General features: G+C 70.6%; 13 protein-coding genes. 9 read left to right on the forward strand and 4 right to left on the reverse strand.

What is annotated here, in order from left to right:
- Nucleotides 1-24: 24 nt before the first annotated feature.
- Nucleotides 25-618, forward strand: a complete 594-nt coding sequence (locus E4V99_RS03520) for an XRE family transcriptional regulator (RefSeq protein ID WP_135116461.1) — start codon at nucleotides 25-27, stop codon at nucleotides 616-618.
- Here the strand turns inward: E4V99_RS03520 and E4V99_RS03525 are convergent.
- Nucleotides 615-1,274, reverse strand: a complete 660-nt coding sequence (locus E4V99_RS03525; RefSeq protein WP_135116462.1) for a DUF1028 domain-containing protein — start codon at nucleotides 1,272-1,274, stop codon at nucleotides 615-617. The genes E4V99_RS03520 and E4V99_RS03525 overlap by 4 nt on opposite strands.
- Nucleotides 1,275-1,411: 137 nt before the next feature.
- On the opposite strand from E4V99_RS03525, the gene E4V99_RS03530 reads away from it, so the two are divergent.
- The 4 genes from E4V99_RS03530 to E4V99_RS03545 are packed head-to-tail and all read left to right on the forward strand — an operon-like array spanning nucleotide 1,412 to nucleotide 6,415.
- The gene (locus E4V99_RS03530; protein WP_167758066.1) at nucleotides 1,412-2,935 is read left to right on the forward strand and encodes an ABC transporter substrate-binding protein; all 1,524 of its coding nucleotides are present in this window, start codon (nucleotides 1,412-1,414) and stop codon (nucleotides 2,933-2,935) included.
- A gap of 5 nt (nucleotides 2,936-2,940) precedes the next feature.
- Nucleotides 2,941-3,906, forward strand: coding sequence for an ABC transporter permease (locus tag E4V99_RS03535; protein WP_209305582.1), 966 nt, complete (start codon nucleotides 2,941-2,943; stop codon nucleotides 3,904-3,906).
- Nucleotides 3,903-4,805 (forward strand): ABC transporter permease, encoded by a 903-nt coding sequence (locus E4V99_RS03540; protein WP_245233111.1) that lies wholly within the window; start codon nucleotides 3,903-3,905, stop codon nucleotides 4,803-4,805. Before E4V99_RS03535 ends, E4V99_RS03540 begins: the two co-directional genes overlap by 4 nt.
- Complete coding sequence (locus E4V99_RS03545) at nucleotides 4,802-6,415, forward strand: ABC transporter ATP-binding protein (RefSeq protein WP_135116464.1); 1,614 nt, start codon at nucleotides 4,802-4,804, stop codon at nucleotides 6,413-6,415. The genes E4V99_RS03540 and E4V99_RS03545 overlap by 4 nt, the downstream gene beginning before the upstream one ends.
- Nucleotides 6,416-6,424: 9 nt before the next feature.
- Here the strand turns inward: E4V99_RS03545 and E4V99_RS03550 are convergent, their stop codons facing one another.
- Nucleotides 6,425-6,775 (reverse strand): nuclear transport factor 2 family protein, encoded by a 351-nt coding sequence (locus E4V99_RS03550; protein ID WP_135116465.1) that lies wholly within the window; start codon nucleotides 6,773-6,775, stop codon nucleotides 6,425-6,427.
- Between the two features lie 111 nt (nucleotides 6,776-6,886).
- Here E4V99_RS03550 and E4V99_RS03555 point away from each other — a divergent pair, with 111 nt between their 5' ends.
- The 4 genes from E4V99_RS03555 (at nucleotide 6,887) to E4V99_RS03565 (ending at nucleotide 10,120) form a co-directional block, all read left to right on the forward strand.
- Nucleotides 6,887-7,663, forward strand: a complete 777-nt coding sequence (locus tag E4V99_RS03555; protein ID WP_209305583.1) for a helix-turn-helix domain-containing protein — start codon at nucleotides 6,887-6,889, stop codon at nucleotides 7,661-7,663.
- 125 nt (nucleotides 7,664-7,788) lie between these two features.
- Complete coding sequence (locus E4V99_RS18690; protein WP_280790766.1) at nucleotides 7,789-7,920, forward strand: hypothetical protein; 132 nt, start codon at nucleotides 7,789-7,791, stop codon at nucleotides 7,918-7,920.
- Nucleotides 7,921-7,935: 15 nt separating this feature from the next.
- Nucleotides 7,936-8,685, forward strand: coding sequence for a class I SAM-dependent methyltransferase (locus tag E4V99_RS03560; RefSeq protein WP_135116466.1), 750 nt, complete (start codon nucleotides 7,936-7,938; stop codon nucleotides 8,683-8,685).
- Between the two features lie 112 nt (nucleotides 8,686-8,797).
- Nucleotides 8,798-10,120: an HNH endonuclease signature motif containing protein gene (locus E4V99_RS03565; RefSeq protein WP_167758067.1), complete on the forward strand. Its 1,323-nt coding sequence runs from the start codon at nucleotides 8,798-8,800 to the stop codon at nucleotides 10,118-10,120.
- 23 nt (nucleotides 10,121-10,143) lie between these two features.
- Here the strand turns inward: E4V99_RS03565 and E4V99_RS03570 are convergent, their stop codons facing one another.
- Nucleotides 10,144-10,890: an SIS domain-containing protein gene (locus E4V99_RS03570; RefSeq protein WP_135116468.1), complete on the reverse strand. Its 747-nt coding sequence runs from the start codon at nucleotides 10,888-10,890 to the stop codon at nucleotides 10,144-10,146.
- Nucleotides 10,887-12,242 carry a hypothetical protein gene (locus tag E4V99_RS03575; protein WP_135116469.1) on the reverse strand — a complete coding sequence of 452 codons (1,356 nt, stop codon included), beginning with the start codon at nucleotides 12,240-12,242 and terminating at the stop codon, nucleotides 10,887-10,889. Before E4V99_RS03575 ends, E4V99_RS03570 begins: the two co-directional genes overlap by 4 nt.

Raw genomic sequence — 12,242 nt, forward strand, 5'->3', positions numbered from 1 at the left:
GCGCCCCGCAGGTAGGGTGAGCGCATGGCCCGCCACGACGACCACGACGAGTCGCGGGCGGTCCAGACCCTCGGCGCTGCGGTGCGCGATGCACGGCGGCGGCTCGGATTGTCGGTGCAGGCCCTCTCCGAACGCGCCGGCGTCAGCTTCGGCCTCGTGAGCCAGCTCGAGCGGGGGCTCGGCAATCCGTCGCTGCAGTCGATCCAGCGCCTTGCCGGTGCACTGGGCGTCCCGGCCGGGCAACTCCTCGACGAGCCCGCCGGCGACCTCGCCGTCGTCCCGGCCGAACGACGGCACATGGTGCCGCCGGCGCCCGATCTGCCGCGCGATCAGCAGTCGGTGCGCGAGCTGCTCACCCCCCGGGGCGAAGCCATGCTGCAGCTGATCCGCTCCACCCTGCCGCCGGGGTTCAGCAACGAGCAGCGACCGTTCCGGCACATCGGAACCGAATGCGTCACCGTCGAATCCGGCGTGCTCGTCGTGGCCCAAGGCGACCGCCGGGTCGAACTGCACGCCGGCGACACCGTGACCTACCGATGCTCCGAAGCGCACTGGTGGGCCAATGGGCACGACGACGTCACCGTCGTCCTCGGCGCCGTCACACCCTTCGAGCGCTAACGCGGCGGCGGCAGGGCGCCGGAGCGGGAGAGGTCCGCCGCATCCGCCGCCCGCAACTCGACCAAGCGCGCGAGCTCGGCCACAGGATCGGGGTGATCGTCCACGCGCAGGTCGACGACGATGCCGCCCTCGGCGCGCGCGACCAGGACGGCGGCGCTCTGCTTGCCCCGGAGGTCGCCACCCGCCTGCTCCCCGCGGGCGAGGACCGCCACCAGGTGGCGGGCGAAGTCCACGGCGTCCGGTTCTGCCGGCGGTGACGACAGCTCGGTCGCCATCGCGCGCAGCACCTCGGCGTCCGTGAGCAGGTTCCCGGCGACCACGGCGTCGGCGAGCACGAGGTGTCCCGCCCACCCCGAGGTCTGCGCGCCCGTGAACGCGGCCGGCGCGCCCTCCCACGCAAGGGCGGCGACCTGCCGCAGGTCGGGACGGTCGTCCTGCTCGCCGATCATCTCGACCGCATCGGCCGCGGCAACCCCGGCGCGAAGGCGCTCCAGCAGGAATCCGCGCAGCGTCCGGTTCGTCCACGCCTGACTGGCCACCGCCCCCACTCGCGGGTCGACGGCGATCACCGCGTTGCCCACCGCGAGTGAGCGACTCGCCGTCGCCGCCCCGATCAGGCCGCCGCGCCGATCGCGCGCGAGCACGGTGTACGTCACAGAGTCCTCCGGGTCGGGGCGAACGTGACGATCGTGTTTCGTCTGCGCCCGCTGCTTGTCCTGACCTCCATAGTCACACATACTGATGGAATCATCATCAGAGTGATGCCTCGGCATCCGCACGGATGGGGGACCCCATGGGAAAGCGCGTCATGTCCGGAGCCGCCCTGGCGGTGACCGCACTGCTGGTGGCCGGATGCTCCGCCGGCGAGGGCGTCGACCTCGATTCGTCCGGTGCCGACGGCGAGGTGCTCGTCGCCGCGATCGGCGGGGAGCCCGACCAGCTCGACCCGCAGAAGACCACGTCGTACTTCGCGTTCGAGGTGCTCGAGAACGTGTTCGACACGCTCGTCGAGCCCGACGAGAATCTTCAGATGCAGCCGGCTCTCGCCGAGAGCTGGGAGGTCAGCGACGACCAGCTCGAGTGGACCTTCACCCTGCGCGACGGAGTGACCTTCCACGACGGGAGCGAGTTCACCAGCGCCGACGTCATGTACTCCTACGACCGCATCATCGACGAAGAGCTCTCCAACGCGTGGAAGTTCGCATCCGTCACGGATGTGACCGCCCCCGACGACCAGACCGTCGTGATCACCGTCGCCCAGCCCACCCCGAACCTGCTGTCGAACCTCGGCGGATTCAAGGGCATGGCCATCGTGCAGGAGGACAACGTCGCATCCGGCGACATCACCACCGCTCCTGTCGGCACCGGTCCGTTCTCGGTCGAGGAGTACGTCTCCGGCGACCACATCACCCTGACCGCGAACCCCGACTACTGGGGCGGGGCTCCCGAGCTCGGCGGGGTGGAGTACCGCTTCATCTCCGAGCCGGCCACGGCGCTCGCGGCCCTGCGCGGCGGGGAGATCCAGTGGACCGACGTCGTGCCGCCGCAGCAGGTGGGCGAGCTCGAGACCGACGAGGCGCTCGAGCTGGGCGTCACGCCCTCCAGCGACTACTGGTACCTGGCGCTGAACGAGGCGCGCGAACCGTGGAGCGACGTGCGCGTGCGTCAGGCCATCGCCTACGCCATCGACCGCGACGCGATCGTGCAGGCCGTCAGCTACGGCACCGCCGAGCTCAACCAGCTCGCCATCCCTGAGCAGAGCGTCTGGTACACCCCGTACGACACCTACTCCACCGACATGGACACCGCGCAGCAGCTGATGGCGGAGGCCGGGTTCACCGGCGGCACACTCGACCTGCTCGCCACGAGCGACTACCCCGAGACCGTCACGGCGGCGCAGATCATCGCCGCGAACCTCGAGCCCCTCGGCATCGAGGTCGCCATCCGCCAGCCCGATTTCTCGACGTGGCTCGACGAGCAGAACTCCGGCAACTTCGACATGCTGATGATGGGATGGCTGGGCAACATCGATCCCGACGACTTCTACTACTCCCAGCACCACAGCACGGGGGCTAGCAATGCCCAGAAGTACGCCAACCCCGAGGTCGACCAGCTGCTGGACGCCGGCCGCGTCGAGACCGACACCGAGGCGCGCAAGGACCTCTACGCGCAGGCAGCGACGATCATCGCCGACGAGGCCAGCTACATCTACCTCTACAACCCGTCGGTGATCCAGGCCTGGTCGCCCTCGATCACCGGGTACGAGGCACGCGCCGACCGCGCCATCCGCTTCCGCGACGCGGCTCTCAGCGGCTGACCGCGATGAGGATGCAGCCCAGCCGCGTGCTGCGCTTCCTCGGCGTGCGGTTCGTGTCGTCGGCGGTCGTGCTCCTCGGCGTGCTGGTCGTGGTGTTCGCGATCGTGCAGCTCGTGCCGGGAGACCCCGTGCGCCTCGCGCTCGGCACGCGTTACACGCCGGAGGCGTACGAGGCGCTACGGGCGGCGTCGGGCCTGGACCGTCCGCTCCCCGAGCAGTTCGTCGGCTACGTGGGCGGCGCCCTCACGGGCGACCTGGGCGTGAGCTTCCGCAACGGCGAACCCGTCACCACGACGCTCCTCTCGCGCCTGCCGGCCACGATCTCCCTCGCCCTGGCGGGGCTCGCGATCGCGCTGGTGATCGCCGTGCCCGCCGGCATCTGGTCGGCGCTGCGCGAGGGGCGCGTGAGCGACGCCATCGTGCGCACCGCGAGCCAGTTCGGCGTCTCGGTCCCCGACTTCTGGCTCGGGATGCTGCTGATCTCGCTGTTCTCGGTGACCCTCGGCCTGCTCCCGGCCAGTGGCTACACCGCCATCACCGACAACCCCGCGGAGTGGGCGCGGCGCGTGGCGCTGCCGGCGCTGACCGTCGGCCTTGTCGCGGGGGCGATCATGACCCGCTACATCCGGGCGGCCGTGCTGGATGTGGCGTCCGCCGGCTTCGTGCGCACCGCGGTGTCGAAAGGGCTCCCCCGCCGTGTCGTGACCTTCCGCCACATCGTGCGCAACGCCCTCGTGCCGGTGCTCACGATCGCGGGCATCCAGCTGGCCACGATCCTCGGCGGCGTGATCGTGGTCGAAGTGGTGTTCGCGTGGCCCGGGCTCGGACGGCTCGTCTACGACGCCGTCGCCGCGCGGGACTATCCGCTCATCCAGGGCGCGGTGCTGCTGATCGCCGTGATGTTCCTGCTCGTCAACCTGCTCGTCGACGTGCTCTACGCCGTCATCGACCCTCGGATCCGCGTCTCGTGAGCACCGACCGCCCCCTCGTCGCCGCCGTCCCCGCCGCCCAGCCGCGGATGTCGGCGCTGCGCATCCTCGCCGCCAACCCGGTCACCGTCGTCAGCGCGGCGATCATCGCCGTCGTCGTGCTCGTCGCGGTGCTGGCGCCGTGGATCGCGCCGTACGGCGTCAACGCCATCGACGTCAGCGCGCAGCTGCAGCCGCCCAGCGCCGCGCACTGGTTCGGCACCGACGAGCTCGGCCGCGACGTGCTCTCCCGCGTGATGCTCGCCGCCGGCACGTCGTTGTCGATCGCGGTGGTCGCGGTGACGTTCGCGCTCGTCGTCGGGCTCACCCTCGGGGTGGCCGCCGGATACCGCGGCGGATGGCTCGACATGGTGTTGATGCGCCTGGTCGACGTCATGTTCGCCTTCCCCGTGCTGCTGCTGGCGCTCGCGATCGTCGCGATCTTCCAGCCCGGGATGGTGACGACGATGATCGCGATCGGGGTCGTGTACACGCCGATCTTCGCGCGCATCGCCCGCGCGAGCGCCCTGTCGGTGCGCGTCTCCCCCTTCGTGCAGGTGTCGCAGACGATGGGCACCCCGGGGCTGTCGATCGTGCGCCGCCACGTGCTGCCGAACATCGCCGGGCCGCTGGTGGTCCAGACCTCCCTGTCGCTGGCGTTCGCGATCCTCTCCGAGGCCGCGCTGTCGTTCCTCGGCCTCGGCATCCAGCCGCCCGCGCCCTCGTGGGGCGGGATGCTGTTCACGGCGCAGGGCTTCCTCACGCAGGCGTGGTGGATGAGCGTGTTCCCGGGAGCGGCGATCTTCGTCACGGCGCTGGCGTTCAACCTCTTCGGCGACGGCCTGCGCGACGTGCTCGACCCCCGTCAACGCACCATCATCGAGGCTCGGAGGACACGATGACCGGGCCCGTGCTGCGCGTGGACGATCTCCGCGTCTCGATCGGCCGCGCCGACATCGTCCGCGGCGTGAGCTTCGCCGTCGAGGCGGAGCAGACCCTCGGCATCGTCGGCGAATCCGGATCGGGCAAGTCGATGACGGTGCTCGCGGCGACCGGCCTCATCGACGCGCCCGGGCGCCGGGTGTCGGGGTCATCCGTGCTGCAGCGCGGCACGGATGACGCGGTGCAGCTCGTCGGCGCATCCGATCGCACGCTCCGCCGCGTGCACGGGGATGCGGTGGGCTTCGTCTTCCAAGACCCCGGCACATCGCTCAACCCGCTCCTGACGATCGGGCGGCAGATCACCGAGTCGCTCGAGACGCACCGCGGCCTCTCCGGCCGGGCCGCGCGCACGCGCGCGATCGACCTGCTGGAGGCCGTCGGCATCCCGCATCCGGACGAGCGCGTCGACGCCTACCCGCACCAGTTCTCCGGCGGGCAGCGCCAGCGCGCCATGATCGCCGTCGCGCTCGCGTGCGACCCGGCGCTGCTCATCGCCGACGAGCCGACGACGGCGCTCGATGTCACGACGCAGGCGCAGATCATCGATCTCGTCCAGACGCTGCAGCGCGAGCGCGGCACCGCGGTGGTGTGGATCAGCCACGACCTCGGCGTCATCGGTCAGGTCGCCGACGACGTGCTCGTGCTGCGCCAGGGTGTCGCCGTCGAGCAGCGGCCGATCGCCGACGTGTATGCGCGACCCGAGCACGCGTACACGCGCGAGCTGCTCGCCGCCCGCCCCCGCATCCGGGCCGACGCCGGGCCGCCGCAGCGTCCGGGTGCGGCGCCGCTCCTGGATGTCGCCGAGCTCGACGTGCGGTTCACCGTCGCCACGCCCACCGGGCCCCGCGTCGTGCACGCCGTCGACGACGTGTCGTTCCACGTCCGTCGCGGCACGACGCTCGCGCTGGTGGGCGAGTCGGGGTCGGGGAAGTCCACGATCGCCAACGCGCTCACGGGGCTCGTCGCCCCCAAGTCCGGCACCGCCACCCTCGACGGCGCCGACCTGCTGCGCGCCCGCCGCGCTGATCGGCGTCGCGTCGCGATGGTGTTCCAAGACCCCTTCGCCTCGCTCGACCCGCGTCGCAGCGTCGGCGACGCCGTCACGGAGCCGCTGCGCGTGCACCGCCTGGGCGGCCGCACCAGCGCCGAGCGCCGCGACCGCGTCGCCGAGCTGCTCGACCTGGTCGGACTGCCCGCGGCGTTCCACGAGAGATTCCCGCACGAGCTGTCCGGCGGCGAGCGCCAGCGTGTGTCGATCGCCCGCGCGCTGGCGCTCGAACCCGACGTCATCGTGCTCGATGAGGCCACTGCATCCCTCGACGTCTCCGTGCAGGCGCACGTGCTGACGCTGTTGCGCCGACTGCAGGACGAGCACGGGACGACCTACCTCTTCATCGCGCACGACCTCGCGATCGTGCAGGAGATGAGCCACGACGTCGTCGTGCTGAAGGAAGGTCGCGTCGTGGAGGCCGTGCCGGCCCGCGAGCTGTTCGCGAACCCGCGGGAGCCGTACACGCGGCAGCTGCTCGCCGCCGTGCCGCCGGAGCGCCCGCGGGCCGTCCGCTCCTGAGGCCCGCGGTCAGGCGGGCACCTTGTCGAGGAAGCCGCGCACGTCCGCGATCCGCCCCTCCGCGTCGAGCACGACCACGTCGAAGCCGATCACGGCCGGCTCGGCTCCGTCGGGTCCGAGACCCCACTGGAACCGCACCTGGTCATGGTGGGAGTCGGGCGCGCCGACCGGCGTGAACACGAAGCCGGGGAACTGCGCCTGCACGCCGTCGATGAGGCGGTCGAGCTCGCCGCGCCCGCTCACCTGGGCGAGAGGATCGGTGTAGCTCACGGCGGGCGCGAAGTGCTCCTCGAGCAGGCGGCTGCGCTCCTCTGCCCGGGCGTTCCACGCGGCGAGGTAGCCGTTGACGATGTCGTTCATGGGGTTCTCCTTCATCCGTTGTCGGTACGGCAAGACTCGGCCACCGGATGCAGCAGAGCCATGACCTCCGAGGTCATGACGTCGCGACGTGCCACGGCTTAGGCTCACGCCATGTCGACCTACGCTCCCGACCGGACGGTGGGCGCGATGCTGCGCGAGTGGCGACAGCGCCGCCGGTTCAGCCAGCAGGATCTCTCCGACGTCTCGAGCGTGTCCACCCGGCACCTCAGTCGCGTCGAGACCGGGCGAGCCCACCCCACGCCGGAGATGATCCTGCACCTCGCCGACACCCTCGAAGTGCCGCTGCGCGAGCGCAACGGACTGCTGCTGGCCGCCGGCTACGCCCCGCGGTACAGCGACCGGCCTCGCGGCGACGCGTCCGTGGCATCCGTCATGGCGGGTCTTCGCTCCCTGCTGGACGCGCACCTCCCCTATCCGGCGCTGCTGCTCGACGACGACTGGGATGTCGTGGATGCCAATGCCGCCGTCGACGCGCTCCTCGCCGGGTGCGCCCCGGAGCTGCTCGAGCCGCCCCTCAACGTCCTGCGGCTGACCGTGGATGAGCAGGGGCTGGCGCAGCGGATCGTGAACCTCGAGGAGTGGACGGCGCACCTGTACTGGCAGGTCGCGCACCGGGCCGACCGCACGGGCAGGCCACGGCACCATGAGCTGGCGGCCATGGTAGCGGCACAGCGCGGCGGTGTCCCGCGCCTGTCGCCGTCGACCGGACCGGTGCTGACGATGGACCTCCGCGCCGGCGACACGGTGCTCCGCATGTTCAGCACCACGGGGCGGTTGACCACTGCCACCGACGTCGCGCTCGAGGGTCTGCACCTGGAGACATTCCTGCCGGCCGACGACGCGACCCGGGCGTACTTCACGGCGTAGCGGCTCGGGCGCAAGATACCGCATCCAGCTCCCCGGCGACAGAGGCCGTTGCGCGGATCGCCCCCGCCGCTACCGTGGGCGCAACCTGTTGCTCTATGCACCACCTGCACTCGAGGGGGAGTCAGTTGATCACGCTCGCCATTGTCTTGGCCTGGATCGTCGGGTCGCTGGGGGTGGGCCTCCTCCTCGGTCGGAGCATCATGCTCGCCGACCGCCGAGAAGGAGCGCTCGTCGTCGCGGAGCCGGCCACGCAGTAGGCGGAGGGCGCCGTCATGTCGCTTTCACCTGACCAGCTCGACCCGCACGTGTGGACGGAATCCGTCGCACGAGACTACGACCGGTCTTCGGCCGCGATGTACGACCCCGCGGTTCTCGACCCGACCGTCCGCTTCCTGGCGGATCAGGCGCGCGGCGGCCGCGCCGCGGAATTCGCGATCGGTACCGGCCGAGTCGCACTCCCCCTGTCCGCAGAGGGGCTGGACGTCGCCGGGATCGAGTTCTCCCAGCCGATGGTCGACGAACTGCGCCGCAAAGACGGCGGCGCGAATATGGACGTGGTGGTCGGGGACATGGCCTCCGCGACACTGCCCGGCGAGTTCGCGCTGGTGTACCTCGTGTACAACGCCATCACGTGCCTCCTGTCGCAGGCCGCGCAGGCGCAGTGCGTCGAGAACGCCGCACGCCACCTGCAGCCCGGTGGGGCGCTCGTGATGGAGGTCTTCGTGCCGCCGCTCCAGGGGGTGCTGCCCGGGGAGGCGTACAAGCCGTTCCACATCTCGGACGATCACCTCGGCATCGACGAGTTCGACACCGTGAACCAGCTCCTGGTGTCGCACCACTACAGCTTCTCTGACGGGAGCGCTTCGCGGTTCGACTCCCCGCATCGCTACGTCTGGCCCAGCGAACTCGACCTCATGGCGCACTACGCCGGGCTGACGCTGGCGGAGCGGTGGGCCGACTGGGATCGGACGCCGTTCACGGCGGACAGCCGGTCGCACGTCTCGGTGTGGCGGAAGCCGTAGGGCGGATCCGGGGCGGATTCACCATCCCCTCCCCAAGGGGCGCAGCGTTCGAACTTTCCACAGGCGACAAATCCGCCGGGTCAATGTCGGTGGTATGTGCGACGCTTATTTCATGAACCACTCGCCTATCTTCGTAGCTACCGACGAACAAGCGCAGCTCGCTTCTGTCGTCGATGCGCTGCGCGAGAGCGAGGAGGGCATCGCGGCGATGGAGGCGCAGAAGACGGGGCAGCTCGCCACGGCCATGCGGATCGCACTGCGGCGAATGGAGGGGAAGCACCCCACTCAACGCGCGCGGGAGATGGAGCTGCGCTCGATCGCCGCGGAGATCGGCGCTGCCGTGCGCTGGAGCGATCGGGTCGCGCAGCAGCGGATGGCCGACGCGCTCGACCTCGTCGAACGCTTCCCCGCGACCGTCGACGCGCTCGCGGCGGGGCGGATCACGGCCCGTCACGCCGCGGTCATTCAGGACGCCGGCTGCGTGCTTCCCGACGCCACGGAGCGCGCCGCCTTCGAGCGCGTCGTGCTCGAGTGGGCCGAGTGCGAAACCGTCGCGCGGACGCGAGACTACGCGCAAGGTCTCGCGGAGCAGATGAACCCCGAGTCGATCACCGAGCGGTTCGAGCGCGCCGACAAGGGACGCAAGGTGAGCGTCACCGAGCTGGGCGACGGGATGGTCAAGGTCGAAGCCATCGTCGCCGCCGCCCTCGGCCATGGCATCCACGACCGGCTCACCCAGCAGGCGCGGGCGATCCGGCAGTGCGCGGCCGATGCGATCCGCGAGCAGGTAGAAGACGACGAATCGGCGGAACCGACCGTCGTCGACACGCGCACGCTGGACCAGACGCGCGCGGATCTCCTCTGCGACATGCTTCTCACCGGTCAGCCGGCGGTCGACCCGACCACCGACGTGATACCCGGCGGGCTGGGCGCGATCCGCGCGCACATCCAGGTCACGGTTCCGGCGCTCACCGCGGCGGGCGCCGACGATCGCGGCGCGTCTCTCGACGGCAAGAGCCCCATCGACGCCGACACCGCGCGGTGCCTGATGGCCGGGGCACCGGGGTGGGATCGCATCCTGACCCACCCCGTCACCGGAACCGTCCTCGCCGTCGACCGCTACCGGGCCGGCAACCAGATGGAGCGGTTCCTCGCCGCGCGCGACGTGCACTGCCGGTTCCCTGGATGCCGCATGCCTGCACGCCTGTGCGACCATGACCACAACTTCGATTGGGCCCTCGGCGGACAGACCGACGTGTGCAACCTGGCCTGCCTCTGCAAGCGACACCACACCCTCAAGACCGAAACCGAGTGGGTCGCGTCGCAATCCCCCGACGGATCCATCCAGTGGACGTCACCGCTGGGCCGCGGGTACACCGACCGGGTTCCCCCGCGCGTCACCTTCGTTCCCGACGGCGATCCGCCACCCTTCTGACGCGGTGCCGGGGTGAGCTCTGCTCAGGCTTCGATCGGATGCACTCGTCCTTGGTACCGAGCCGTCGCCGCGGCGTTCCGCTCGTCCCCGTCGGGCAGGTTCATCGAGCGGTACACCGGCGGCTTCTCGCCCTGTTCGAGCATCGCTCGAGCGATGCCCTCCGTAAGCAGCTGCACCGCGACGACGCCCGCCAGATTCGACACCGCACCCACGACGACACCTTCGCCAAGGTCCAGGGCCGCGTCTCCGGGAGGCGCGCCGTTGTCGATGACGACGTCGGCCAGATCGAGCAGGCGCTTCCCGGAGGGGTGGCGGGAAGGGGTGGAAGTGCTGTGGGCGACCGAGGTCAGCGCCACGATGGGCAGCCCCGCGTCTCGCACCAGCATCGCGAGTTCCACGACCGCGCCGTTGATCCCGGAGTTCGATGCGATGAGGAACACGTCATCGGGCGCCGGTGCTGTCAGTTCGAAAAGAGGTGCCGCGATCTCGGGGTCACGTTCCAGCAGCGGATCGGCGACGTCAGCGGGCGCGTAGCCACCACGGAACGCCAGATCGCTCAGCCGCACGAGGTTCACCGAGGTCAGTCCTCCCGCGCGACCAGCCATCTCGTGCACGGGGATGCGCGCATGCCCTGTGCCGAACGCCTGCAGCACTCCACCACGGCGGAGCCGAGACGTGATCAAATCGACAGCCGCATCGATGGCGGATGCTTGCCTGTCCGCCATGTCGTCGATCACCTTGTGGGCGAGGGCGGGGTAGCTGTAGTTCATCGGATCTCTTTCATCATCTGACGCGCCTCGTCGACGAGGCGGTCTGCGGCGTCGGGCAGGAAGTAGCTGGACAGGGCCTCGTATGTGCCCGCTTCGAAAGCCGCCTCGTCGACCATGTAGCCGAGATAGTCATCGGCGTACCCCACGACCCGGGTCACTGGGAATGGACTGCCCGACTGGATTCGACCTCCGATGCTCGTGAAGAGTTCGACGGGGACATGCACCCAGGCAACGTCGCCGATCGCCAGCACCGAGATGGGGAAGCGGATCACGTCGTCCGGGGCGGCAGCGACGAGACCCCTCTGCACGAGCGCGCCGTCTACTCGCGACTGAGAGAGGCGGACACGGGGATCCAGCGGCGGCATGTCGGCCAGCTCCGCATGATCGGCGGCGGCTTGGGCGAGTTCGCGCTCGGCGACCTCGATCGACGGCAGGGGGCGCCTGGCGAGTTCGATGACGCGGGACAGGCGCCGCATCGGGCCGTTCAACTCGTGCCCGTCGTGCGCAATCGTCTCGATCACCGCGGCAGCCGCGATCGTGCCGAGGCGGGCCACTTCCCTCGAATCCGCTCCGCGGCGGGTGAAACGGGCGCTCACGTCACCTGCGGCTCCCTGGAGGAAGAGCACCACCGCTGCCCCGTCGTCCTGACCGGCCGACTCGTTCACGGCACGGGCCGCCGCCGACACGACGCGTCGCGCCACCCCCGGCCAGTCGGCCGACCATCGCAGGTTGACCGCGCCATAGACCGTCGGATGCACCGCCGCGTCGAAGACGATCGCGCGGAGTGCGCCAGTGGCTACCGACCGCAATGCCAGAACCCCCACGCCGTCGTCGTGCGGTCCGCCGGGAGTGAGCCGGTTGGCACCGAGCCCCACGGCGTTCCCCGAGCCCCACGTGCCCGCCACCGATTCCGGTTCGGTCTTCGCCAGATCGGCAGCGAGCGCCCGGACTTTCCCGATGAGTTCGTCTACATCATCCGACTCGATCGACCCGGAGTGCCCGGGGTGGATGCTGCCCACCCAGCCGCGTGGCGCCGAATGGGTGTGGGAGGCCGCGGCGACGACGAACACGTCGGGGTCGGCCAAACCCTCGCGCACCGCATCCCGGAGACGACGAGCCAGCTCAGCAGGCACGGCGATGGCATCCAGCGCAAGCCACGCCATCCGCTCCGCTTCGTCGCCGAGCACCACGAGCGTCGCATGCAGCGGGTCGTTCGTCCCCGTGCTGACCGCCCCTCTGCGGGCCTCATACCCCGCGAGGGGGCCGGGCCGCGAAGGGGTGACGTCGACCGCGCCGGCGCGCAGAGAAAACCCCGTGCGTGAGTGCGCTGCCCCGGCAGCAGGAGTTACCAC

This window comes from Microbacterium sp. dk485 (assembly GCF_004570445.1).
Lineage (GTDB): Bacteria > Actinomycetota > Actinomycetes > Actinomycetales > Microbacteriaceae > Microbacterium > Microbacterium wangchenii.